General features: G+C 52.8%; 21 protein-coding genes and 1 pseudogene. 8 read left to right on the top strand and 14 right to left on the bottom strand.

Annotated elements, in window-relative coordinates; genetic code table 11:
* From ACI2KA_RS25755 to ACI2KA_RS25745, 3 genes are all read left to right on the top strand, one after another.
* The coding region (locus ACI2KA_RS25755; protein WP_404505284.1) for an IS3 family transposase at positions 1-639 on the top strand (639 nt) is incomplete at its 5' end.
* 174 nt (positions 640-813) lie between these two features.
* On the top strand, positions 814-1,719 hold the full coding sequence (locus ACI2KA_RS25750) for a nucleotidyltransferase and HEPN domain-containing protein (protein ID WP_404505283.1): 906 nt from the start codon (positions 814-816) through the stop codon (positions 1,717-1,719).
* 194 nt (positions 1,720-1,913) lie between these two features.
* Complete coding sequence (locus tag ACI2KA_RS25745) at positions 1,914-2,849, top strand: pyridoxal-phosphate dependent enzyme (RefSeq protein WP_404505282.1); 936 nt, start codon at positions 1,914-1,916, stop codon at positions 2,847-2,849.
* Positions 2,850-2,928: 79 nt separating this feature from the next.
* Here ACI2KA_RS25745 and ACI2KA_RS25740 read toward each other — a convergent pair whose 3' ends face one another.
* The 4 genes from ACI2KA_RS25740 to ACI2KA_RS25725 all read right to left on the bottom strand — a co-directional run bounded on the left by ACI2KA_RS25740 (position 2,929) and on the right by ACI2KA_RS25725 (position 6,174).
* Complete coding sequence (locus ACI2KA_RS25740; RefSeq protein WP_404505281.1) at positions 2,929-3,459, bottom strand: MarR family winged helix-turn-helix transcriptional regulator; 531 nt, start codon at positions 3,457-3,459, stop codon at positions 2,929-2,931.
* 5 nt (positions 3,460-3,464) lie between these two features.
* Entirely contained in the window at positions 3,465-4,667 is a 1,203-nt protein-coding gene (locus ACI2KA_RS25735) for an MFS transporter (RefSeq protein ID WP_404505280.1), read from the bottom strand.
* 207 nt (positions 4,668-4,874) lie between these two features.
* Positions 4,875-5,513 (bottom strand): TetR family transcriptional regulator, encoded by a 639-nt coding sequence (locus ACI2KA_RS25730; RefSeq protein ID WP_404505279.1) that lies wholly within the window; start codon positions 5,511-5,513, stop codon positions 4,875-4,877.
* Positions 5,514-5,598: 85 nt separating this feature from the next.
* Positions 5,599-6,174: a TetR family transcriptional regulator gene (locus tag ACI2KA_RS25725; protein WP_404505278.1), complete on the bottom strand. Its 576-nt coding sequence runs from the start codon at positions 6,172-6,174 to the stop codon at positions 5,599-5,601.
* 267 nt (positions 6,175-6,441) lie between these two features.
* Between ACI2KA_RS25725 and ACI2KA_RS25720 the strand changes: the two genes are divergently transcribed.
* Positions 6,442-7,554, top strand: coding sequence for an alpha/beta hydrolase (locus ACI2KA_RS25720; RefSeq protein ID WP_404505286.1), 1,113 nt, complete (start codon positions 6,442-6,444; stop codon positions 7,552-7,554).
* Between the two features lie 423 nt (positions 7,555-7,977).
* Here ACI2KA_RS25720 and ACI2KA_RS25715 read toward each other — a convergent pair whose 3' ends face one another.
* Entirely contained in the window at positions 7,978-9,006 is a 1,029-nt protein-coding gene (locus tag ACI2KA_RS25715; RefSeq protein ID WP_404505277.1) for an alginate lyase family protein, read from the bottom strand.
* A gap of 218 nt (positions 9,007-9,224) precedes the next feature.
* Positions 9,225-10,862: a Na+/H+ antiporter gene (locus tag ACI2KA_RS25710; protein ID WP_404505276.1), complete on the bottom strand. Its 1,638-nt coding sequence runs from the start codon at positions 10,860-10,862 to the stop codon at positions 9,225-9,227.
* Positions 10,863-11,109: 247 nt separating this feature from the next.
* Between ACI2KA_RS25710 and ACI2KA_RS25705 the strand changes: the two genes are divergently transcribed.
* A complete protein-coding gene (locus ACI2KA_RS25705) occupies positions 11,110-11,337 on the top strand; it encodes a helix-turn-helix domain-containing protein (RefSeq protein ID WP_404505275.1) in 228 nt (75 codons plus the stop codon).
* Positions 11,334-12,617 (top strand): type II toxin-antitoxin system HipA family toxin, encoded by a 1,284-nt coding sequence (locus tag ACI2KA_RS25700; RefSeq protein ID WP_404505274.1) that lies wholly within the window; start codon positions 11,334-11,336, stop codon positions 12,615-12,617. The genes ACI2KA_RS25705 and ACI2KA_RS25700 overlap by 4 nt, the downstream gene beginning before the upstream one ends.
* 93 nt (positions 12,618-12,710) lie before the next feature.
* Here ACI2KA_RS25700 and ACI2KA_RS25695 read toward each other — a convergent pair whose 3' ends face one another.
* On the bottom strand, positions 12,711-14,069 hold the full coding sequence (locus ACI2KA_RS25695; protein WP_404505273.1) for a sensor histidine kinase: 1,359 nt from the start codon (positions 14,067-14,069) through the stop codon (positions 12,711-12,713).
* A complete protein-coding gene (locus ACI2KA_RS25690; RefSeq protein WP_404505285.1) occupies positions 14,066-14,815 on the bottom strand; it encodes a response regulator in 750 nt (249 codons plus the stop codon). Before ACI2KA_RS25690 ends, ACI2KA_RS25695 begins: the two co-directional genes overlap by 4 nt.
* 488 nt (positions 14,816-15,303) lie before the next feature.
* Between ACI2KA_RS25690 and ACI2KA_RS25685 the strand changes: the two genes are divergently transcribed.
* Entirely contained in the window at positions 15,304-15,738 is a 435-nt protein-coding gene (locus tag ACI2KA_RS25685) for a hypothetical protein (protein ID WP_404505272.1), read from the top strand.
* Between the two features lie 444 nt (positions 15,739-16,182).
* Here ACI2KA_RS25685 and ACI2KA_RS25680 read toward each other — a convergent pair whose 3' ends face one another.
* From ACI2KA_RS25680 to ACI2KA_RS25655, 6 genes are all read right to left on the bottom strand, one after another.
* Positions 16,183-16,671 carry a hypothetical protein gene (locus ACI2KA_RS25680; RefSeq protein ID WP_404505271.1) on the bottom strand — a complete coding sequence of 163 codons (489 nt, stop codon included), beginning with the start codon at positions 16,669-16,671 and terminating at the stop codon, positions 16,183-16,185.
* Positions 16,672-16,767: 96 nt separating this feature from the next.
* Positions 16,768-18,492 (bottom strand): ABC transporter ATP-binding protein, encoded by a 1,725-nt coding sequence (locus ACI2KA_RS25675; protein WP_404505269.1) that lies wholly within the window; start codon positions 18,490-18,492, stop codon positions 16,768-16,770.
* Positions 18,492-19,637: an ABC transporter permease gene (locus tag ACI2KA_RS25670; RefSeq protein ID WP_404505268.1), complete on the bottom strand. Its 1,146-nt coding sequence runs from the start codon at positions 19,635-19,637 to the stop codon at positions 18,492-18,494. The genes ACI2KA_RS25675 and ACI2KA_RS25670 overlap by 1 nt, the downstream gene beginning before the upstream one ends.
* A complete protein-coding gene (locus tag ACI2KA_RS25665; protein ID WP_404505267.1) occupies positions 19,634-20,623 on the bottom strand; it encodes an ABC transporter permease in 990 nt (329 codons plus the stop codon). Before ACI2KA_RS25665 ends, ACI2KA_RS25670 begins: the two co-directional genes overlap by 4 nt.
* A 63-nt stretch (positions 20,624-20,686) precedes the next feature.
* Positions 20,687-22,603 carry an ABC transporter substrate-binding protein gene (locus tag ACI2KA_RS25660; protein WP_404505266.1) on the bottom strand — a complete coding sequence of 639 codons (1,917 nt, stop codon included), beginning with the start codon at positions 22,601-22,603 and terminating at the stop codon, positions 20,687-20,689.
* Positions 22,604-23,013: 410 nt separating this feature from the next.
* On the bottom strand, positions 23,014-23,361 hold the full coding sequence (locus ACI2KA_RS25655; RefSeq protein ID WP_404505265.1) for a hypothetical protein: 348 nt from the start codon (positions 23,359-23,361) through the stop codon (positions 23,014-23,016).
* A 143-nt stretch (positions 23,362-23,504) separates the two neighbouring features.
* Here ACI2KA_RS25655 and ACI2KA_RS25650 point away from each other — a divergent pair.
* Positions 23,505-23,953: pseudogene (locus ACI2KA_RS25650) on the top strand (transposase); the annotation flags it as partial.
* Between the last annotated feature and the right edge of the window lie 82 nt (positions 23,954-24,035).

Raw genomic sequence — 24,035 nt, 5'->3', positions numbered from 1 at the left:
CTCATGAGAATGATGGGGCTTCAAGGCGTCATTCGCGGCAAGCCGATCAAAACCACCGTGTCGGACAAGTCCGCTCCATGTCCACTAGACCGGGTGAACCGACAGTTCTTCGCTCCAGCGCCGAACATGCTGTGGTTATCCGATTTCACCTATGTCGCGACCTGGCAGGGCTTCGTTTACGTGGCCTTCGTCATTGATGCCTTCGCACGCCGTATCGTCGGTTGGCGGGCGAGCCGGACTGCCCATGCGGGCTTTGTGCTCGATGCCCTCGACCAAGCACTTCATGACCGGCGACCCGTCAAACGGGGCGGGCTGGTTCATCATTCCGACCGCGGCTCGCAATACGTGTCAATTCGCTATTCCGAACGGCTGGCCGAGGCGGGCATAGAGCCGTCCGTCGGGAGTGTCGGCGACAGTTACGACAACGCTCTCGCCGAAACGATCAACGGTCTTTACAAGGCCGAAGTCATCCATCGACGGGGACCGTGGCGCAACTTCGAAGCCGTGGAGTTCGCCACGCTCGAATGGGTCGATTGGTTCAACCACCGCCGTCTTCTGGAACCCATCGGGAATATTCCGCCAGCAGAGGCAGAAGAACGATACTACACCATGCTGGACCTGCCAGCCATGGCCGCATAACTTAACCTAACAGGTCTCCGGCAAACCCGGTGCGGTTCAAAGGAACAGCGAGCACAGAACGCCCAATATCTGCGCAAGCACCCGACCCCGCACCCTCCTCTGCAACAATGTGGAGTAGCAATAGCCTGCCGATCGCGGCTAGAGTATCTGTCTAGAAGAATCGATGGTGAGGCCATGAAAACGGATATCGGACATCTGCCGCAGGTTAAGCAGCGCGAACTGGAAAGGGTGGTCCGGATCATCCATGAAGAGTTCGCAGGCATTGTCGCGCGCGCGAAGTCTGATGCCAAGAAGGACGGGCGGATCTACAAGATTATCCTGTTCGGTTCCTATGCCCGTGGCACGTTTGTCGACGAGCCGCATACGTCAAAAGGCTATCGTTCGGATTTCGACATCCTCGTCATCGTCAGCAACAAGGAACTGGCCGATCCGAAATATTGGGACAAGGCGACCGACCGGCTGATGTGGGACAAGGAGATTAAAACACCCATCGGCCTGATCGTGCATGGCGCCAGAGAGATCAGCAACTTCCTGCATGACGGCCAGTATTTCTTTGTCGATCTCGCCCGCGAGGGTATCATCCTCCATGAATTCGATGACCGGCCGCTGGCCGAACCGAAGCCGCTCAGCCCAGAAGATGCGCTTAGGGTGGCGGAGGAGCATTTTCAGCGGGAAATGCGAAGTGCAAATGAGTTTCTCGAACTCGCCCAGATCTCTTCTGGAAAAAATATGGACAAGAAAGCCGTTTTCCTGCTCCATCAGGCAGTCGAGACTGCTTACTCCTGCTACCTTCTGACACTGACCAACTATTCTCCTCCCTCACACAATCTGAAATTCCTGCGTGGACTTTCGGAGGATCGTGACCGCCGTCTCGTCGATATCTGGCCTCGCGACCAGCAGCGCTTTACCGCATGGTACAACATTCTCAACGAAGCCTATGTCAAGGCGCGTTATTCGAAACATTTCGAGATTAGCTGGGAGGCGCTTGCCTGGCTTCAGGAGAGGGCGGCTGAGCTTCAAGTCTCGATCGAGTTGCTCTGCAAGGAGCATATTGAGAAGCTTCGGCGGGTGATGCGGTGAGAAGAATAAGTTTCCGCAAGACCTTATGATGTTTTGGGCAGGTCACCAAGCAAACTACAAGCTTTGGAAAGCGGCTCTGAATAAGTGGCGTTTTGATCTATTCAGCACTTCGACAGGAAACAATCTTCTGTCTACGTTGAGTGGAGAGTCGCGAAGCAAAATTTACACCGCACAACCCAGAGTATGAACAAGTCATGGCGTTACACACGAATACACCACTTCTTAGCTCCCGGCCGCTCAGCATTGCCAGCAATAAAACCATTTGGTTGAAATTTGATGCCCTTCAGCCTTCCGGCTCATTCAAGATCCGCGGGATTGGCTTTGCCTGCGAACATCACCTCAAATGCGGTAAGAAACGCTTTGTTTCCTCATCTGGAGGCAATGCAGGCTTGGCTGTAGCCTACGCCGCACGGTGTCTCGGAGTGCCAGCGACGGTCGTCGTTCCGACATCGACTTCAGAACGGGCAAAGGATCTGCTTGTTCAGGAAGGTGCCAAAGTCATCGTACAGGGAAACGTGTGGTCGGAGGCGAACGAGCACGCCCTGACGTTGGTTTCAGAAGATGCTGCTTTTATCCACCCCTTCGACGACCCCCTCTTGTGGAAGGGGCATTCAACTCTGATTGATGAAGTAGTCAGAGACAATGTCGACTTTGACTGTGTCGTCCTCTCGGTAGGGGGTGGCGGATTATTGTCCGGTGTAGTCGAAGGTCTGCGGCAAAACGGGCGTATGGATGTTCCCGTGGTTGCCGTTGAAACAAGAGGAACCGATAGCCTAGCACAGTCATTGATTGCTGGAGAAAACACAACGTTGCCAGCGATTACAAGCATTGCGAGTTCACTTGGCGCGAGCAGGGTTTCAGATCATGCGTTCCGTTTGGCGCGTTCGTATCCCGTTTACAGTCACGTAGTTTCCGATTGGGACGCAGTGAATGCGTGCAAGCGCTTTCTCAACGACCATCGCGTTCTGGTTGAGCCTGCCTGCGGTGCCTCCCTTGCTCTGGCCTATAACGCTCAGCGTTCACGTGCGCTTCAAGACTTTAGAGCCCCGTTGATAATCGTTTGCGGTGGGGTTACCGCAACTGCAGATCAGATAAATCGTTGGTTGGAGGAACTAGCTCCACAATCCTGATCATGTTTCGGGATGTGATAGGGGAGCTTCTGCCGCATGGGTGGGATGCCCCGATGGCACGTAGTTTATCGACCTGAACTCATCGGCTGCCTGTGTCTTCGATGCGCACGCAACGGCCTATGGGACAGGCAGAAATCGGACAGACGCTACGGTCGCAAAAACGACATAAGCGCCATGCTTCGGATCGCTGCTCCGCAAGCCCCTCAAGCATCAAGTCAACGAAGTTGGTGAAAACCGCTCTCTGCTGCACGTTCAATCTGGCCGTAGATGCGTGTGCAGCTTCCCGGCGTGCGACAAATAACTGGTGGCTTAATGCTTTTCCCGACGAGGAGCATGTCAATTCCACTGCCCGCTGATCTGTCGGAGATACACAACGGTTCACAAGCTTGCGTTCCACGAGGCGGTCGACGGACCTAACCGCAGCGGAGTGAGATACATCTGCGGTCTGAGCGACGTGCCTGATGTTCACGCCGGGATGTTCGTGGATGCAAAGTAGAGTGGCCGCTTCAGTTAAGGATACTCCGAGCTCACGAAAGCTAGCAGTGATCCTGTCAGCGATCAAAATTGAAAGCGTACCGAGGAGCGTCTCTGAGTCTGCTCCGCCACCCATAGCCATCACCCCTCAAACGAGCGCAAAATCTGACGTTGTTTGTTTTTAGCCCGAAAATGCTGCCCCGTCAGGATAATTACGGCGCTTGCCAACGTGTATCCGACCGAGATCACCGCTACGGGCAGCAAGCCACCAACCAAGAATGGTGCGACAACTTGCGTTCCACCTGCGGCGAGTCCGAGCGCGAGAAACATAAGGAGGCCGGACGCCCGCCCGACCAACTCCGGTGCGACGTCGAGCGCGCGCGCCATCGTCGCCGGTCCCCGGAGCCCTAAGGCGCCACAAAAGAGAACCCATGTTGCAATTAGCGCGGTCGCTGATCGATATTCTGCAAAAGCGAGGCCGAGCATCGCAGCCGTGGCGAGGACTTGCAGGGTGACCCCTGCGGCAATTAACCGATCAATGCCAAACGAGTCGGTGAGCCGACCACTCTGCCAGGCAGAGACAGCGAAGGCGGATACACCGAGGGCCTGAAGAATAGCGAACATCTGCGGTTCGCTGCGAAGCCAGACTTGAACGATTTGCGGCGCGCTAGCTACAAAAGTCAAAAGTGCCGCAAAGCACAGTGCGTGCCCGAGAGCGTACCCCAAGTAAGCGCGATCACGCAGCAACATCGTATAACCAAGAGAGGTGCCCTTGCTCTGATTGCGCGCATCCTCGGGAACGGACCTCAATGCAAATGGCGTCAACACGAGTGCCATAACAGCGACGATCCAAAAGCTGGCGCGCCAATCGGCCACGCTCAACAGTGCCGTCCCGACGATTGGCCCGATAGCGGGGATCAGACCCTCTGCGATGCCTAGCCATGACATCGCACGAACCGTATCGCGATCGCTGAATTGCTGGCGTATCAAAGAAGGAACGACAACGGTTGCTGCGCCAACCCCCAATCCTTGAAAAGCCCTGCCGACGATCAGTGCTGTCATCGAGGGCGCGACCGCGCAGGCCATCCCCGCCACGATCTGGAGTCCGATCGCGAGCTTGAGGACTGATTTCGCACCGAACCGATCGGCGGCCACGCCCCAGAGTAGTTGCGACAGCGCAAGGCTAGCCAGGAATACAGCCAGTGTTGCCTGCGCTTGCGGAACAGTACCTCCTATTTCAGCGGGTAGAGATGGGACTGCAGGCAGATATAAATCTGTCGCCAATAATCCCACAGCCGTAAATATCGAAAGCGGAATTGCCGCCCTTAGTGACGCAGCGCTCATTCTCAGCCCCCTTTGCCAGTCGATTGCGCTACCAACAGAACCAAATCGCTCGCTCAAATTATATGTGTTGAGCATATAAAACTGGGCAGCGACTCATTGCAAGTGAAGAACTGGCGCGACTAAGGTGACGACGGAAAGCTCGGTAATGACTAGTCCCAGCTGCCAAAACTGTGCACAATAGGTTGACATCAGAGTAGGAAGTCGGCGTTATTCTCGCAAGGCTACCTTCAGTGCGGATCCGCTAAAAGACTGGAATAGAGGAACGAGAAGGCCCCTCGCCTCCGACGCGAGTTCCGTGCTGGCGTTGAGAGCCCACTCTGTTGAAAGACCTTTCAAGGCCCAGGTAACGGCACGAAATGCAGTTGTGCCGTCCCAACAGGGAACGAATTCTCCCAGGGTTTCTGCCCTGCGAAACGACTGTAGCATGAGGGCGGAACGTGTATTATGTTCGATCTCGATTTTTTGAATGGTCTGGACAAGCGCATTCTCATGTCTGGCTCGGAGTAAAAGGGCTATGCGTCTTCTGCAAGAGGCATCGTTCCCAAGATCGATAAGCCAGTTGAGCAATTGTGACTGAATGTCTGACAGCGCGTTTTCCCCGGAGTATACAAAAGCCGGTAGCATGAATTTTCTCCACGAATATCCCTCCAGGCTTTCAAAAACCAACGCTGAAAATATGGCGGCCTTGTCATCGAAGTGCCAATGGACTGCTCCCCGGGTCAGGTTTGCTCCCTCTGCGATCTGAGCCAATGTTGTCTCGGCAAAGCCATTTTTTAAAAATGTACTTTCTGCCGAAAGCAATATCGAAGCTCTCGTCCGCTCGGCTTCTTCTTTCGTTCGACGCATCAAACATTCCAATGTGTGGTATTTAGTCCAGCGTTGGTAGCTGGGCGATTTGCGGGAAACGCAGGTTCATTCTCCGGAGCGCTCCTTATCGTTTCGTAGAGTGAAGGATACCCTCCAGCGCGTCCGCGATTAACGCTTCCGCTTCATCCGGATCGATTTCGGTAACTGCCGGTAACTGCAATAGATTTTGCAATACGCTAAACCCGATCAATAAAGAAATAACCAAGCCGGCCCTGAACGGTTCCGCATCTTCGAGTTTCTCACGGAGGGGCTCGATTCTCGTGTGTTCAAGGCGTTCTGCGATGGCCTGGCTTGTCTTTTGGCTGGTAAGTGACCGTACAAGTAGAAGCAGTGGATCGACATCATCGGAGGTCCGGGAGCGTTTTCTTTGAACTGATCTTTTCGCCAGAAATCTGGTGAGTTCGGCTCTGTTTACATTCGCAAAATCGGGATCTGCGCCGGCGGCACTCAAAGCTTCGAGAAATAGCCGCTCCTTGGAGCCAAAGGAGTGATGTACATAAGAGACGTCTACATCCACGTCTGCCGCGATGCTTCGCAATGCGACTTCATCATATGAAGCTTTGGAGAAGTGTCTGATTGCGACATCGAGTATCCGCTTGCGAGTCTCGCCTTCACCGCGGGTCACTTTTTTTCTAGCCATTTTGGTTGGCCCTCTTTTGGGATCATGTTGGAAATGCCGTTTGGCTTGTATCAACTAAGTTGACTTAAATCCAGTTTTGTGGACAATGTGGGTTAGCATTTTTAATGCAATAATCGTTTCAGCAACCCAAAAAGAGCTGACTAGTGTTTGGCGGGCAATGTTCTCTCATCGGAATTGATCTTCGATATGGCCTGTAATCCTAAGCGTATTGTGAGGCTGTTCCCTTCCCGCAACTTTTGGCGTGCAGGTTGGCCTGCCTTGAAAGTAGTGCGTTTTCCAATTGTCGCAGTCTTTGCCGTACTGATCAGTGGATGTGCTTCGCGGCCGGGCTCTGACATTCTGGATCCTGTTGGCTCATCAGCAACGGGTGCTGAGGTCGTAACCGTGTATGCGGCCACAACCCGAAAACGGGAAAAGGATGGGACTAATCGTTTTACGAGTGAGCGTTCCGCACAAACAAACTACGCCGAGTTTGCGATTTCTTTTCCGCCTGGCCGAAAACCCGGTGAGATTGAATGGTCGAAAGGTCGCCCGGATCCCACCAAGGAAGTGGCTGTGCTCAATGAGCGAGCACTGGATGAAAAGGCCTTTTTGCATCAGATCGTGAAATCTCAAGGCGGAGGTAAGCGAGATGTTGCCGTCTTCGTGCACGGTTACAATTATACATTTCAGGAGGCCCTCTTCCGGCAGGCGCAAATGGTTATCGACGGCAAGTACAAAGGTGCCGCGGTCCTTTTTTCCTGGCCTTCCCAAGCAACCGTTTCGGGTTACCTTGCAGACAAGGATTCGGCAAATTATTCGCGTGACAATCTCGCGAAGATGCTGACATCGCTCGCTCGGGAGCGGCGCGTGGGAGATATCGTTGTCTACGCCCATTCTATGGGGGCTTGGCTTACAGTGGAGGCGATGCGACAACTACGGCTGAGCGGACGAAATGACGTCCTTGATCGATTGCATGTTCTGCTTGCGTCCCCTGACATCGATGTTGACGTGTTCGAGGCGCAGATGCGTGTGATAGGTCCGCTTCGCAAGGCGTTGACCGTCCTCATATCGGCAGACGACAGGGCGCTCAGATTATCCAAGCGTGTAGCCGGGGAAAATGACCGGTTGGGCGGGCTCAACATAAATGACCCACGTATTCGCAAGATTGCAAAGGAATCGAATATCGCCGTGGTCGATATTTCCAGCCTGGATGCATCAGACGATTTCAAGCATGATCGGTTTGTAACTTTGGCCGCTGTTTATGCAGATCGAAGGCATCTGGGCAAGGCGGATCCAAGTAGAAGCCTGATGCACGCGGGAGCATTTGTATTCAATGGCATAGGGGCGACCATTTCCAGTCCCTTCACCTTGGTCGGTGAAACTCTCGCCGTGGAATAAAGTGCCTCCGTCGAAGGCGCGGGAAGCAAGTTTCATCAAGGAGGGTTAGTATCTCGGTTTCGACTCCTGATACTAGGGGCTGTTCAGGCTTCCCGCTTCGTGCAGTTACAATTGCGGGCGTAGGTTCTCTCGTATCAGACGTGAGAGCCTGCGTATTGATATCGCCGAACTCAAGGTGTTTGGAATAGCCGTGAGCACGTTTCCTCAATACCCTCACGTTGATCTGTATCTCCGGCAGTGAGATTGAAGGTGAGTGAGGGACAGCCTCTGCGCTTGGCGATAGCCTCCATTTCATGCCAATCCACTCCGGGTCCCAGAGCACCTTTCCCCATCACGACGTCACAGTTCACCTCTTTCGAGGTCGTCAAAGTGGCCCGGAGAGGCGAAACTGTTCGGTTGTGACGCAAAGGCAGCTCATGCCTGTTACTCACACGGCTTTCCATATGCCCAGATCCAATTTGGCGGCATCGAAGCTAACGATTTTGCGATGGTCAGATAGCGCATATCCAGCATACTCGCCGACCAATACAGTGATGAAGCAGTATAGGGGGGCCATGTGCCGGAATATCCTTTCAGTCCAGCATGGGCACGTTCCGCGTCAAAGTTGACAGAAGAGTTGACAAACTCAGTATGCGCACGTTTGCCTTCGGCATAGGGCAGCAGCCAGTCCAATCCCGCCAATAATGTCTGGCCGTTGTGACCTGGAAGGTTTAGCCAGTCTTCTCCGTTGTTTTTGGCTGCAAGGGCAGCGCGGATCAAGGGCTCGAGATCATAGACGACGTAATGAAGCGCGTCTCGCTCCCTAAAGTCCGCGACTTCGCCGTCCGGTTTCATGTTAATCCCTAGCTGCGTAATGAAAGCTGAGCGTGCGCTGGCGAACATTTTTTCATCACCCAGCGCCTGAGCTGCAAGTGTTACCAACTTGATCCGGTGGCTTTGCCAATTATTGCTCCAACCATTTACGGTATAAGGATTGTGCCGTTCCATCTGCATCAAGTAGCCGTTCCCCATCGCATAGAGAAAGCGTCGGATGCGCTGAACGGTTGGCTGTGGCAAATCCTTCGCGGTTAATCTATAAGCCTCGATGAGGCCATCGAAGCGGGTTTCGTCAATTGGATTGAAACTCAGCCGATAGACCTCTGTCCACGCGTCGAGGTAGATAGCAAGGCGCTTCAACGATGCCTCATCTCGTGCCGCCTGCCACGCTATGGCGAGATCACGCATGTAGTCCAAATCTCGCTGTGCCTCGACCGATTGATCGTAGATTCCTGCATGTGGAAGTGTTCCTTCAGTGTGAACAACGGCTGCCGGGCGTGGCACGTCGGCAGGAGGAAGGGAGGCTGCAGCAAGTATCTTTTGTAAAGAAAGCGTTGTTCTTATGCACATTGGCGTCGCCTGCACCCCCAAAGGGCTAAGAATCAAGACGACAAAAGTGACAATCCACTTATCCATAATACGATATCCTTTCAGCCGAGATATTCTGCTCTTATAATGAAGTTCACAAGGAGAGGACTTAGGGGATGCGGTTGAGTGGGACATCAGATTTCCCTCGAAATTTTTCCAAAAACAATCTCGCCTGCTCATCATTTCAACCATGATGGATCAGCGCACGACCATCAGAACCGAAACGCAAAGATAGACAATTTTCTCCTAGGAAGGTCCGCTTGGGCTCAAGTTCGCCAACGCGCCTCAAAAAGATCGATCTCGTGGACAAGTTTGCGAGAAACATCGTCGGAAATTTGTCGTGCACGCGCCAGTCTGAATATTGTGTCACGCTCCGCGCCTATAGCGGCCAACATCATGCGGCGCCCAACCGTTTCCATAGTTTCTACTTTTTCGACTTCATCTCCCATCAATCTGTAGCCCTCCAGACGTCGACGATATGCCTCCATCACGCGAGTGCCCACATCGACATATATCCCCGCGTCCTGTGAATCTGGACCGATATCGTGCAGCATGCGCTGAACTGCCTTGATGGCCTCTTCGGCCGCTTCAAGACGCGCTGTGTCCTCTTCTTTTTGATGTTTGGATTCTGGAGGTAGTTCCAGTTTCTGAAGAAGAAAAGGCAAGCTGAGACTGGCAATAACAAGAGAGGTTATGATCACGCCCGCCGCCAGAAAGACTGCCAGATCACGCGCGGGAAACAACGTGCCGTCTTCCATGAACAACGGCAGCGTCAAAATACCAGCAAGGGTGATTGCTCCTCGCACGCCGGCCACCGAAGTCGTCACTACAAGTCGCCAATCAGGGGTAGCAACCGTCAGTCCCCTCTTGGCGGCTCGAAAAAGGGTAAAGCGCAAGGAAACCCAGACCCACGCAAGTCGTAAGCCCGCCAGAGCGGCGTTGATGGCGACAACATAGACGATCAGCCAGATCGGTTCGTGATGGCCAGTCTCCCGCACAACCTCTGCCGCGCCTGAGACGATATTCGGGAGCTGCTCCCCCAAAAGCACGAAAATCACACCGTTCAGAGTGAAGCGAATGGTATCCCAGACGGCAACACGCCTGACTCGGGTAACTGCCATGGAATGCCCCCTTTGCTCGGCATAGCTCATCGTGACACCTGCCGAGACAGCAGCAAGAATTCCGGAGCAGTGAAAATGTTCCGCGAGAATATATGCTGCAAACGGAATAAGCACACTGATCAGAATCTGCGATCCTGTTTCTTCACCCAGCCTGCGCGACGCATAGTCATTAATCCGCGTTACGGTGAACGTGATGACTACGCCAATAAAAACGCCGCCGATTACCAACCAGAGAAAAGTAGCAATGGCATAGGGTAAGGAAAATGAACCGGTCAACATCGCAACCACGGCAAAGCGCATGCAAACAAGACCGGAAGCGTCGTTCAAAAGAGATTCGCCTTCCAGAATATGCATTAATCGCTTTGGTACGGGAACACGCGCAGATATTGCAGAAATAGCAATGGGATCGGTGGGTGAAATAATTGCGGCCAAAGCAAATGCGACAGCCAATGGCATGGACGGTATCAACCAGTTGATGAAAAAACCGACCCCGACGACGGTAAAAAGAACCAGCCCCAAGACCAGCTCTAGAATTGTCCATTTATCTCGAAAAAGCCCTTCTTTCGGGATTTGCCAACCATCGAGGAAAAGAAGCGGGGGCAGAAAAAAAAGAAAAAACACCTCGGGCTGTAGCGTGATGTGGTTTTCCGTGAATGCTGCGATCGTCGCGCCCAATGCGATCTGGATTAGAGGTGGCGGTACGGGGATGGGAAGTAACCTGGCAATCGTTGCGCTTATCACCACGGCCAGCAACAAAATCAACGCGATGGTTATGCTTTCCATTTCGGTTTTCCATGTCAGCTCGTGAATGTCGAATGAATATGCCGTCTACGTGGTGGTTCAAATATATGGCATGTTCGTTGCTGGGACGCGTATATTTCATCATGACCGACACGCTCCTTATTCTGAGCTCGGCAATTTTTTTGACATGACTATTTAACTTTTTATCGGTTCCGGATAAATATCCCGAACGGTACCTTTATTTCAATTCCATCCCGCAGTGGATACATGAACGCCGAAAGATATCACAATGTTTGAGATAGTGAGCATTGCCCATCTTGGAAGACTGCTTCACCAAGAGCGAAAAGCGCAGGGATTAACCCAGGAGCAACTCGCTGCTTTGACAGGCGTTGGCGTGCGCTTTTTACGTGAGCTTGAAGCTGGCAAAGAAAGCTGTGAAATCGGGCGGGCATTTCGAATAGCCAGCGCCTTGGGCCTCCATATCTTTGTCGATAGTCGTCAAGGCACCAGTCTTTGAAAAATCAGCTCGATGTTTATTTTCAGGACGCGAAAGCCGGCTCACTCCGACAGAGTGAGAGGGGTGAGCTCGATTTTTCGTATGATGAAAGCTATCTTTCCGGCAACAGGGCGTGCAATATTTCTCATTCAATGCCGTTACGCGCAGAGCGCTTCGGTGGCGAGGTTGTGCGATCCTTCTTTTCCGGTCTCCTCCCCGATGGCAACGCTCGGCGACGGCTTGCAGATATTCTAGGTGTTTCCGCAGGAGATACATTTGGCCTTCTGAAGGAAATCGGCCGCGAGTGTGCTGGCGCCATAGGAATATATCCCTCTGGCGAAGAGCCGGGCGTAGAGCAACAAAAAATCATAGAGAATCTCAGTACCAAGGGATTACACTATGTGATCGAGCGGCTGCGGACTTCCCCGTTATTAGCGTGCAAAGAGGGGATTCGTCTTTCGTTGGCCGGGACGCAGGAAAAGTTGCCGGTTCTTATCGACGGCGATGCAATAGCATTGGCACGAAACGGTCACCCAACGACCCATATTCTGAAGATTGATGACGGTGCATCCAACGGCATACTGGAGAACGAATTCTTTTGCCTCCAGCTCGCCGCCCGGCTCAAGCTTCAGGTTCCGCATGTGGAGTTACGATACACTGGAGTGGAGAGGTTTCTTTTAATTGAGCGCTACGACCGCTTTCAGACTTCAAATGGTACAATATTGCGCGTTCATCAGGAAGATTTCTGTCAAGCGCTCGGAATACCGCCAGAGCGCAAGCACGAAATCGACGGTGGCCCCAACGTCGAACAGTCTTTCCGGTTAATAGATCAGGTTTGTGCAAGACCCGCAGCCGACCGATTGAAATTTATACGTGGGCTAGTCTTCAACTACCTTATTGGTAATTCTGGAGCACATGGTAAAGATTACGCGCTGTTATACAGAGGGGCAGCGCCGGATCTCGCGCCCTTTTATGATTTAATATGCACTGCCGTCCATCCGCTACTCCACAAAAAAACTTCCGTTATGATGGAGGAGTATTCCGTTCGCGATGTCATCGCACTGGAACATTGGCTAACCCTCGTTCCGCAAACACAAGGCGCACAGCGTTTTCTTGTTGGTTATGTCGCGGATATGGCAAACACCATCGAAAAAGAAGCGCAAGCGCTGCTCGCAGACTTAGCAGTCCAAGGTTTAGCCCATGAGGTTATGAAAAAGATCTGCAGCATTCTTTCCGCTCGAAAAGAGTGCATGTTGAGAAGTTACGAGACGCCACGCGTGAAGGCTCTGATGAACAGATAAATTACCGGCATACGACTGTCGCAGAATACCTGAACCCAAACAAATTCAAATCAGCGCCCCGGATAGCGGTACCTTCCAGAAACTTTGTCCTTCCTATGAGAGAGAAACGTCGTCTGCGCTTTTCCCTTGCACTGCGCTCAACGATCTAACCATCAATCTAGCACTTAAACCGTGTGGATGTCGGTCATGCAGACTTAGTGCACCTCCATGAAGTCTCGCTACGCCATGTGCGATCGCCAGACCGAACCCTACACCCCCATGATCACGGACTTGGCCCCGTTTAAAAAAGGGCTCCATTAGTTTCAGTTTCATATCATTTGCGATCCCAGGCCCGTCGTCATTGACGGTGATTATGATCTCACCCGAAGATTCTTGGATAAGCAGTACTTCGATAATGTCGGCATAACGCGTAGCGTTGTCGATAAGGTTTGAAACGGCCCGTGCCAGCAACTGCGACTTGCAAAGCAAAGGCAATCTTGCGGGACCTGAGAAAGAGACGGATACCCCCATATCAGCGAATCCTGCAACGACTGTTTGCAAGAGGCTACTTAAATCCGCTTTGTGGGCAAGGCCGCCTTCCAACGCCATATCCTTAAGATAGCTCATGCTGTCATCAATCATCGCCGTGACAGTGTCGAGGTCGCCAAGCATCCGCCGCTGTAGATCGGTATCGGCACAACATTCAATTCTCATTCGCAATCTGGTCAGAGGTGTCCTGAGATCATGCCCCATCGCGCGCAGCATCTCTGCTCGCTGCTCAACGACCCTGTTTACTCTCGCTCGCATCGTATTGAATGAATCTGCAAGATTAAGCAGTTCCGAAGTGTTGCCTGTGACAAAAATATCCGAAGCACCGTCGTCCAAACTTGCCTTTTGAACAGTACGCGAAAAGTCGGCCAGCCGCCGGGTAATTGTAAAACTCGTATACAACGATAGAGCGAGGACTGGGGCCACCATCAGACCGATCCAAAAAAGGTCAATCCTCAGGCCAACCCAGTAAGAAGCCGGCATACTAGGTGCCGGAACCTCGAAAACAAGCCAGCGGGATTTATCGAGAACGATAGTTACCTCGAGACTGGGCATCCGGGCACCAGCATTTTGGGACGCCAGGTTGGAGAGGATACCACCAAGATGTTCACGCGCGTCACCGGGCCTTGTAAAGCCGGGAGGAGCATCACTCTGCGCCCCGTCACGAAGCGATGCCGAAAAGCCGGCACGTGTAATCGCTTCAAAGGCCGCGTCGCGCTCTTCATCCGAGCCGGCGGCACGAACCCCGTCAGCAAGAAGAAGTAGCTGGGCGGATGTGACATTTGCCCACTCCATTCTTTCGCGCTTAACATCGGAAAAAAACACAGCCAATACCGCGGACAGCGTTAGAATAAGGAGAGGAACGGCTGACAGCAGAAATATTTGCATTGTCATTGACGACGGCCAAAAGGAGCTTCTTTTCACGATACCTTCTCTACGGTCGGGGTGAAGAGATAGCCACCCAGTCTGACGGTTTTTATGAGTGAAGGCTCTGCTGCATCGGGTTCGATCTTCTGGCGAAGTCTGCTGACGTGGACGTCCACACTTCGCTGAAACGGCCCGGCCAAACCCGCATGCGTCATCGACAGCAGTTGTTCTCGCGTCAGAACTTGGCCCGCATTGTTACAAAACGCCAGCAAAACATCAAATTCGGCTGTCGTCATGGAGACTTCGAAGCCTTCCGGATCCAGAACTTGGCGTTTGACTGTATCAATTTCCCAACCCAGAAAGCCCAGTTTCACCAAGTTTTGTTTCGCCGCGGCTCCGTAAGACGAGCGACGGAGTAAACTCTTGATTCTGGCGAGAAGTTCACGGGAATTGAATGGCTTGGTAACATAGTCGTCAGCACCGAGTTCCAATCCCAGAATTCTGTCAATGTCTTCGTTAAGGGAAGTCAGCATGAGGATCGGGATTGTAAGCCTGTCACGAACGCGGCGGCAGATACTAAAACCGTCTTCGTCAGGCAGCATTGCGTCAAGGAGAATGAGATTAAATTCACGCTCCTGTAGCGCTTGGTCCATTTCGACGCCGGACATTGCGGATGTCACTTGGTATCCCGCGTCCCCGAGCATAGCCAACAACATCTGCGCTATTTCATGGTCGTCTTCGACTACAAGGATGTTAATCTGTTGATGCGATCCAGATTGCTGAACCAAGTCAATGCCCTCCATTTGTTTCGCCGGGAAAGAGCCTCGTAGGGAAAACATCAAATTGTGACTTTCTTGCAGAGCGTGCTGGCAGAATGATTGTCCATTTTCCATCTCCGCGTCCATATTAAAATCAAAGACTTAGATTCATCGCATCAGACACTGAGTTCGGCAAACGGCGACCGCACGTGACGGGTCTTCGCCTGGAATACGTAAAAAATAAAATCCATCTGAAGAAGCAGGATGAGAAAGCGGCGTCTTCGAGCGGTCTTCTCCTATCGTCCAACTACTATGCTGGTGCCGGATGACATCATGCTCCTGCCTGTTGCGGTTCCAACTCGATACTGCCTTGACGAATTGTGGCTGGTCTATGGCCACGCGAAACATCTCTTAACAACACGACACCCACAGAAATATTTGCAGGTGTCATAAGGTTGGTGCGGCGGGAAAATCTCCGCAGCGTGAAGTTCACATTCGCTCCGGCGAATTCTTCGATAACACAGGAGGTTCCAATGAGAACATCAGGTAAATATACGATCATCGCAGGCCTTATTCTGAGTTTTCTCGGCACGACCGCCATGGCTTCCGACCGTCACCACGTACGGCCGAAGCATCCCGACGAACAGACAGTACAGACGGCAAAAGACAATCTGCAGCATGAACGTGATGGTCTTTCTGCGCAACGTGCTGACGCCGGGAACCGTGCTTCGCAAGCGAGAAACGATGCGGCGCAGGCGCATGACCGAGCAAGCAGCGCGGCCTCACAGGCTCACGACCGGGCGGGCAGTGCCGCTTCAGAGGCTCATGATCGTGCAAACAGCGCGGCCTCCGAAGCACATGATCGTGCAAGCAGTGCAGCCTCCGAGGCACATGATCGCGCAAGCAGCGCGGCCTCGGAAGCACATGACCACGGGATCGGCGGTTCGGCCGGAGGTTTCCATCGATAAGGTGCAGCGTGTCGGCGCCATGTCGCCATCGTCTTGTGCCTGACTAACAGGTGCATTCAGCATCCGCATGTCATCCCAAAGACGCGTGGGGCGGGCAGTCTATTCCCGCCCCACGAACATACTTAAGTGTTGCCGCAACGCCTCACGTGGAATGCCCGTGCAGGCTTTGCGGGGGGATTGCCCTTGCAGCTTCAATTTATGCGCTGGAGGAATGAAACCGGGGGAGAGACGCGAATGCGAACGATCGCGATTCGCTTGTGTATCTGGGTTTGCTTTTTGTCAGTATTGCCGCAGACGCGCCAATGGCGATCATACTGATGGATTTTCGGGTCATCGTTTGCAGCGAACATATTTGGGCATCGGGCTTATAGTGCCCTTCCTAAAATTTCGGAAGGGCACTGCTTCAGGCATTCCCAGTATTCGATTGCTCCTTATCTGGTTGGACTAGAATCGAAAAAAGCGGTCCCCAATTTCCCAACCCACAACGTCCCCGAACGGAAGAGCACCAAAACCGAGACGATCACCGCGCATATACCAGTGCGGCGTCCACAGACGGCCGTCTTTGGGCGATCGTTTATAGTGTACGTTCGAATAACCATTGAAAATTCCAGGCCCCGCTTCCCCGAGTTTGAGAACCTGGATCATGTGTGCAAGATACGTGTCTTCTTGCTCCTCAATACCCAACTGGCCAGCGACGTTTTCATCCAACGCCCACGCATTGAGTGTATGACTCTTCAGCGCAAGTGCTGGGATGTCCTGCTCCTCGACTTCGCCAAAATGCTTAAGGAAATTTGGGCCAACGTAGGTCACGCGGCATCTACCAATCTTTGTACCTAGTTCGAGATAGTCGGCAAGACGAAAACTCGGAATCTCGCTGAAGTTGGTCGAGTCTACGAGTGTGATCGACGTGGTTTTGGGTGCGGCATTGGTCATCATTGTTCTCCATTGATACCGGAAATGTGATCTGTGTAATGGTGCTGCGCAAGCTGTATGGTCGTGGGATTGGAAATCTCTATAGCGACATCCCTTTTACCTGGGCGTTGCTACTTCTGGCATGTATCGGGTACGTACCCTGTTACCGCGCTGACGCGGGTCAGCAATCAGCACTGCTGATAGTAGAGATTGTGTGTATGGGTGAACAGGATTGCTACAAATAGCCTCGGTAGGTCCAATCTCAACCATTTTCCCCCTATGCATGACTGCGGTTCGGTCGCAGAAATACCTGACCACAGCGATGTCGTGGCTGATGAGGACGTAACTGAGTCCCAACTGCTGCTGCAGTTCCAGCATCAGATCCAGAATCTGCGTTCTTAGATTCACATCCAGCGCAGAAGTGGCTTCGTCGGCGATGATAACCCGGGGCTTTGGTGCTATCGCTCTTGCCACACTCACCCTCTGGCGCTGTCCTCCCGAAAACGCATGCGGGTAGCGCGACATAGCTGATGAAGGGAGCCCCACCATGTCGAGTAATTCACAGACCCGACCTCGTATCGCCTGCTCAGTCATATCGCCTGCAACCAACAATGGTTCTGCAACAATCTGGCCGATAGTCATGCGAGGATTGAGGGAGCCAAAAGGGTCTTGGAACACGGTTCGAATGTCTCGCCATGGCTTTCGCAGATCGCGCTCACGCATACCGACAAGTTCGATCTGACCATCGGTAGAACTCTGATAAAGAATACTTCCTGCCGACGGGTCGTAAACGCGCTGAAGGCAGCGCCCCAGTGTTGTCTTTCCTGATCCACTCTCACCAACGATGCCGAGGTTTTCACCAGACATTAGGTCTAGATCGACGGCATCAACTGCAAGGAATTGAGTAGGGTTCCGATTGAACCGCGTTGCTTTTGGACCAAAAGCTTTGGTCACGGATCGCGCCACCAGAATAGGTTCTCCAATCGGCCGAGCATCCCGCATCGCCAAACGGCGGGGAGAGGGTCTATCTAATCCTCGGACAGCATTGAGGAGTGACTTCGTATAGTCATGACGTGGATTTTCGAACACGTCGAAAACACAACCACTTTCAACAACTTTCCCCAGTCGCATCACGACTATTTCATCGGCAATCTCAGCGACGACCGACATGTCGTGGGTGATAAAGAGAACCGCCATATTGCGCTTCTCCTGCAGTGATTTGATAAGCGCGAGAATTTCCGCCTGGATAGTCAGATCCAGTGCCGTGGTTGGCTCGTCTGCTATCAGTATCGCTGGATTGCAGGCTAACGCCATGGCAATCACTGCCCGCTGTCTCATTCCACCAGAATACTCGAAAGGGTATCGATCAATTGATACTTCAGGATTCGGAATCTCGACCTGCCGAAGTAATTCAATCGTCCTCTGCCGAGCCTGCTTTCGGCTCATCCTCTCGTGCAGGCGTAGCACCTCACCTATCTGCTCACCGATTGTATGAACAGGCGATAGTGATGACATCGGTTCCTGGAAGATCATGGCGACATCTTTGCCTCTGATCGATCGAATGGCACCGCCACGATCATTGAGCGTAGCGATATCAATCGTGCCAGTATCGCGGTGAAGCAGTACTTGTCCGGCAGAAATTCGTCCTGGTCGATCGACAATCTGCATTATCGACTTCGACAGGACACTTTTGCCACTGCCGCTCTCCCCGACGATGCAAAGGGTCTTTCCGGGATACAATGTGATGCTCACATCGTTGACAGCATGAAAAGCTCCATTGGGTGTCGGAAACTCGGTCGTTAACCCCTTAACTTCAAGTACTGGCTTGTCGAGACAAGACATCAATGACTCCCTTGCGCGTATGGGTCGGCAGCGTCGCGAAGACCATCTCCGAAAAAATTGAGCGCCAGCACGGCAATCGAAACGGCGATGGCCGGTAAAAACAACCAAGGTGCTTGCGCCATTGTTGAGATGTTCTGCGCCTCTTTGAGAAGTACTCCCCACGAGATGGTAGGAGGCGTTAGCCCTAGGCCGAGGAACGATAGCGCCGTTTCCGCGATCAGCATCCCCGGGATGGCCAAAGTCACGGAGGCGATGATGTGACTGACCATCGACGGCATCATATGCCGAAAGATAACTCGCTGCGGACCGCCACCATCGAGTTTCGCGGCTATCACGAAGTCCTCGGTTCGTAGTGCCAGAAATCGACCGCGCACCACACGTGCCAATTCTGGCCAGCCGATCAAAGATAGGATTACCGTGATAGCGAAGTAGCGGGTGGTGGGCGACCAATCCATCGGCAACGCCGCCCCTAAGCCTAGCCAAAGGGGAATGGTTGGCAACGACATGATCAGCTCAACAACGCGTTGGATAACGCCATCGACTATTCCTCCAACGTATCCCGAAATCCCACCCAAGATCAGGCCGAGCACCAAACTCACGCCCACTCCCACCAGGCCAATGGACATAGAGACACGGGTGCCGTGTGCCAGCCGACTCAGCACATCTCGGCCCAATCGGTCAGCTCCCAGCAGGTAGAAACGCTTCGATGGGTCCGAGCTGACCAGCAGATGCCGATCTAGCGGAATCAGGTTCCAAAGCTTGTACTGCGTTCCCTTACCGAAGAAAGATAAGTAGATTTTTTGTTCCGTATGGGGGACGAAGGTCGTCGCAAGAGTAAGTTTGTCCCTTGTCAGCTTCATCGCCCGAACATGTGGCTTTATGGCCCACCCCCCATCGTCGTCAAAATCAATGAAATGTAGTGCCTGCGGAGGATGGAAGACCGCAGAGGACCTAGCTTCCTCAGGATTGAAAGGTGCAAGAAACTCGCAAAAAAGAGCAACGAAATAAAGAATTACGACGACAATGCCACCCAGCATGGCCAGTTTGTGACGCCGCAGCGCCTTGAAAATCAATCGACCTTGCGACGCTTCAGCATCGGCTCGTTCGATCGGGGCAAAGGTAGACACAGTCTGGATGTCGTTCATTTAAGGTACCTGATCCGAGGGTCGATGATGGCAAGCAGGATGTCAGACACAATCATCCCGATCACGGACAGCGCGCACAGCAACAAAATAAAAGCGCCAGCGAGATACATGTCTTGAGCCAGCAAGGCGTCAAGTAAGAGAGGACCTGAAGTAGGCAGAGAGAGCACCACAGAGGTGATTATCGACCCACTGATAAGCTGGGGAAAGGCCCAACCGATTGTCGACACGAACGGATTTAGTGCCAGTCTCACCGGATACTTCATAAGCAGCCTAAACTCTGACAAGCCTTTTGCCCGCGCTGTCGTGACGTAAGGGCGATAAAGCTCATCAAGCAGATTGGCCCGCATGATGCGAATTAAACTCGCCGTCGATGAGGTCCCAAGGATGAGAACAGGAATCCATAGATGCGCCAAGAGATCTACGAATTTGCCCCATGACCACGGTGCGTTCTGATAAGCTGCAGAGAAAAGACCGCTAACGTCACTACCGAGATACACGACAGCGATATACATCAGACCGAGTGCCAATAAAAAATTCGGCACTGAGAGACCGACGAAACCAACGAAGGTCACTAGGTAGTCGCCAAGTGAGTACTTGCGCACCGCCGAGAAGATGCCGATCGGCAGAGCGACCGCCCAGGTAACAAGAAGTGTGGCTAGAGCAAGCGTGACCGACAGCGCCATACGCTCAGCAATCAAGCTCCATACCGGCTCGCGCCAGAAGAACGAATAGCCGAAATCACCTTGCAGGACTCCAGAAATCCACTTCCAGTACTGTATCAAGAAGGATTGGTCCAAACCATACTGGGCCCTCATATCGGCAATAGTCGCGGCATCCAGGGTGATGCCCTGATAGGCCAAGCGCATTTCGACCGTGGTGAGGAAGTCACCCGGTGGCGCCTGGATGAGCGCGAAAGCAATCAGAGAGACTGCCAACAGAAATGGAATCCCCCAAAGGATCCGCTTAACCGCATAAATAAATAGCATATGCTTCCTCCGATTGAGCGCGTTGCCCCGGGGCGAATGACCCGAGCTAGATCGTTGGAATTGTTACTTGGTCCAGTACCAGGTCTGTGGCAGCATTAGCGACTGTGGGTATTGCGAGGTCTTCGGCGTAGTCGGCAGAATATTCCCGAGCGCCGCTTTGCGTATCCCGTAGAACGAAGAATGCTTCGTTATTGCGAATATTTCGAATTGGTTTGCTGCAATGTCGGCGATTTCCTTGTAAATCGCGACCCTAGCCTCCTCAGTCATTGCGTGATGCGCCTTTTCATACAGAGCGACGCGCTGCTTAACGTTTTCTGGAGGTTCTTCCCCGTCCTTACCTCCACTCAGATACCAGTTTACCCACGCCACCCCCCACCAACTGGAAGTCGAGATCGGAACCATACCCACAGGTATTCGCGCTGGAACACCGGCCAGCATTGATCCTTCCCAAAGCGCCGCATCGTGGTCATTGGCGTTAATCCGTGAGAACATCAGGGACTGCTCCGGAACGGTGATGTCAACCTTCACACCAACGGCTGCCCACTGCTGTACCGCGATTTCCAAGATGTCGCCAATTGTTGGTGGAGTTGCGGGAACATCAATGTTGAACCTGATCGCCCGGCCGGTATTGAGGAGACGGATACCTGCATCGTTTCGTTTGGTGTAACCGAGACTATCGAGCAGCGCATTGGCCTGAGCAGGATCATACGCCAAGAATTGGCCTGCATACCTCTCATGATAATACGGGCTATGCTGGAAGGGTTCGTTGGTAATGAATCCATCGCCAAGCAGAGCCGTATCGATGATTGATTGTCGGTCAAGCGCTACCGACAAAGCCACCCGGAAGTCCTTCTTGTTAAAAAGCTCACGCAGTTCTGGGTCCTTGTGGGTAAGGTTTAGCTGGAAGACATATCCAGCGCCGCCATTCGAGGTCACCTCGTGAAGAACATATCCGCCTTTTTCAGCGTTGACCGCCAGCGCGGGACGATTTGCGTTGGCATCCAAATTCTTGATGCCAAAGTCAATGCGACCGGCAATCGCACCGAGCAGCAGGGCTTCTGGATCAGAGTAAATCGTCCCCACGAGGCGGTCGACGTATGGAAGTTGATTGCCTTCGGAATCGACTTGCCAAAAGTAGGGATTGCGGACGAGTTCAACCTGTGTTGCACCACCGACTAGTCCAGAGGTAATAATCCAGGGATCGAGCGTCGGGCGCTTTGGATTAGCGAACCGGTTCGTATAGGTTGTGGGCGGCGATCCGCACTTCATCTGCAATAGATCACGCCAATCTGTGAGATTGGCTGCCTTCAACTGGTCTGCGATATTTCTTGCATAATCAGGATGAAACTGAGAGCAATAGGCCTTTTGATAGAAGGCAACGCCACTAAAAGTCCGATCTGCCAGCCATTCCGGAAAAAAGCCGAATGGTTCAGCAAAGGAGAACTCGACAGTGAAATCGTCGATCTTTGTGAATTTGACCGGCTTTCCGCCAGAGAAATAGACCCTTGGTGTCGCAACCCATTTGGGGTTCAACAATAAGTCATTCATCGAGAACTCAATATCGTTGGCCGTGAAAGTTGTACCATCCGACCATTTAACGCCACGCCTCAGGTGGAAGGTGTAAACTTTACCTTCCACATCAACATCCCAGGATTCTGCCAGATTGGGAACCACGGTCGCATAGTCGGTAGAAGGATCATAGCGCACCAGATTCTGCTGACCCGTCCAGAATTCGATAGACTGGTTGTCAGGTCCAACCATGCCAAATTGCATCTGCCCGCCGTAGGCACCAATTCGCTCGAAAGGAGTGACCACTTCTGGGTTTTCAGGCAATCGTTCTGAAAGCGGGGGCAAAGTACCAGCCGCAACCTGTTCGGCGAGCATCGGCGCTTCACGAAACTCCAACGCTAAGCACGGCATAGCCATCGATAGTGCAACGGCCCCTGTGGTTATTCCACAGATTCCAAGACGTCTCGCCATCATACCCCTCCCCTTTTCAGTTTAATGTTTCCACATCCTCTGTGGTGACAGCACTGCGAACGGCAACACTTGTGGAATCGCCAGGCTCACGGAAGTTTTCTATGTTCCCCGGTCCCGTGTTATATGGGACTCTTGAAATGAAACTGGGCTTAATATCAGTGCTTGTCGAGATGGAAGGTGCATCAAAGCGGCCGGTATTTGTTATCGATATCGCGGTATACGTTTTTTGCTTAAAAGTAGGAAACCGGCAAAAACTGTAACAACGCGGGATGGTGCACAAGGCGACCGGATTCATTAATCACCTCCCGGTTCCACCGTGGTGGTTTTGAACGCGCTACTGTCGTTGCACGGTATGGCCTTGGTTTGGCCAACTCACCTGCACGCGGGCCAGACTTACTCCCTCGTATCGACTAACGAGAGGGAGTACAGGCAACTGCCATCACAAGACCGCCGCTGCCAATCTTGTGCTCATAGGTGAAGTTTTTGGGTAGATACATTGCATCCCCAGGCCGAAATGAGTGCTTACGCCCGTCGGGAAGTGTTTGCTCCGACCCACCTTGGAGACAAAATAGAACACTCTCGTGTATGCCATCGCCGACGGCGGTGTGTTCGAAGTCCGCTCTGAAGGTCGTGATATGAAAGGAGAATGATGCCCCGTGTCGAGCATCAGTGATAATCCGGTGCGTGTACTCCACCTCTTCCTTTAGCCATACGCGTTCGACGTCTTCCTGACGGCTCCATTCGATACGATCACCCATCTTTGTCTCCATATTGTTGATGCCAAAAAGTTGAGGAGATTGGTCGCCGGGTCAAGCAAATCCAGGAGGGGCATAAGAAAAACCTATTGCGGCAGAGCAAAGCAATAGTAGGGTTCCCTGCGCCTGACTCAGTGTGCTTTCTCGACAAAGGACAGCAGCACATGCCGGGCGAGGAAGTCTGGCTGGCGAGTAGCGATCGAACGACGAGCGCAAATACCACGTGTCCAACTTGCCGGCCGATGTGACATTGAAAGTGCTGGTGGCCGCCATCAAGGCGCGATGGGTTTGCGAGCAGGCGCATCAGCAGATGAAAGAGGAACTTGGCCTTGACCACTTCGAAGGCCGATCATGGCAAGGACTTCATCGGCACACCCTGATGACGATGATCGCCTATCCCTCCCTTCAGCACCAAAGGTCACAGACTGCAAAGCGGGAAAAAAAGAAGCGACATGTTCGCCGTGGGCCACCTGAGCCGACCTTGCCAGCAGTGCGAAGAGCCGTCATTAACGCACTTGCTCTACCGACAGCACAGATCCGATGTCCGCACTGTCGACGTCACTTTCAAAGCGAAAATTCAATTCTGCCAAAGTAGATGGGATGGTTGCCGCCCTCCCCAAACGGCATCGCAATGTGCCAAAAAGGTGGTGTTGAGACCACGAAACAGAGAGAGCGGC

Source organism: Agrobacterium sp. NPDC089420 (genome assembly GCF_044900305.1).
Lineage (GTDB): Bacteria > Pseudomonadota > Alphaproteobacteria > Rhizobiales > Rhizobiaceae > Agrobacterium.
This window is presented reverse-complemented; position numbering and strand designations above follow the sequence as displayed.

What these genes read in the sequence shown, in the direction of transcription:
- ACI2KA_RS25745 (WP_404505282.1), top strand. Translation starts at nt 1,914, where the DNA reads ATGGCGTTACACACGAATACACCACTTCTTAGCTCCCGGCCGCTCAGC.
- ACI2KA_RS25710 (WP_404505276.1), bottom strand. Translation starts at nt 10,862, where the DNA reads ATGGAAAGCATAACCATCGCGTTGATTTTGTTGCTGGCCGTGGTGATA.
- ACI2KA_RS25655 (WP_404505265.1), bottom strand. Translation starts at nt 23,361, where the DNA reads ATGGGTGATCGTATCGAATGGAGCCGTCAGGAAGACGTCGAACGCGTA.
- ACI2KA_RS25730 (WP_404505279.1), bottom strand. Translation starts at nt 5,513, where the DNA reads ATGCGTCGAACGAAAGAAGAAGCCGAGCGGACGAGAGCTTCGATATTG.
- ACI2KA_RS25705 (WP_404505275.1), top strand. Translation starts at nt 11,110, where the DNA reads ATGTTTGAGATAGTGAGCATTGCCCATCTTGGAAGACTGCTTCACCAA.
- ACI2KA_RS25715 (WP_404505277.1), bottom strand. Translation starts at nt 9,006, where the DNA reads ATGGATAAGTGGATTGTCACTTTTGTCGTCTTGATTCTTAGCCCTTTG.
- ACI2KA_RS25740 (WP_404505281.1), bottom strand. Translation starts at nt 3,459, where the DNA reads ATGGGTGGCGGAGCAGACTCAGAGACGCTCCTCGGTACGCTTTCAATT.
- ACI2KA_RS25660 (WP_404505266.1), bottom strand. Translation starts at nt 22,603, where the DNA reads ATGGCGAGACGTCTTGGAATCTGTGGAATAACCACAGGGGCCGTTGCA.
- ACI2KA_RS25680 (WP_404505271.1), bottom strand. Translation starts at nt 16,671, where the DNA reads ATGACCAATGCCGCACCCAAAACCACGTCGATCACACTCGTAGACTCG.
- ACI2KA_RS25725 (WP_404505278.1), bottom strand. Translation starts at nt 6,174, where the DNA reads ATGGCTAGAAAAAAAGTGACCCGCGGTGAAGGCGAGACTCGCAAGCGG.
- ACI2KA_RS25750 (WP_404505283.1), top strand. Translation starts at nt 814, where the DNA reads ATGAAAACGGATATCGGACATCTGCCGCAGGTTAAGCAGCGCGAACTG.
- ACI2KA_RS25670 (WP_404505268.1), bottom strand. Translation starts at nt 19,637, where the DNA reads ATGAACGACATCCAGACTGTGTCTACCTTTGCCCCGATCGAACGAGCC.
- ACI2KA_RS25735 (WP_404505280.1), bottom strand. Translation starts at nt 4,667, where the DNA reads ATGAGCGCTGCGTCACTAAGGGCGGCAATTCCGCTTTCGATATTTACG.
- ACI2KA_RS25685 (WP_404505272.1), top strand. Translation starts at nt 15,304, where the DNA reads ATGAGAACATCAGGTAAATATACGATCATCGCAGGCCTTATTCTGAGT.
- ACI2KA_RS25665 (WP_404505267.1), bottom strand. Translation starts at nt 20,623, where the DNA reads ATGCTATTTATTTATGCGGTTAAGCGGATCCTTTGGGGGATTCCATTT.
- ACI2KA_RS25690 (WP_404505285.1), bottom strand. Translation starts at nt 14,815, where the DNA reads ATGGAGGGCATTGACTTGGTTCAGCAATCTGGATCGCATCAACAGATT.
- ACI2KA_RS25675 (WP_404505269.1), bottom strand. Translation starts at nt 18,492, where the DNA reads ATGTCTTGTCTCGACAAGCCAGTACTTGAAGTTAAGGGGTTAACGACC.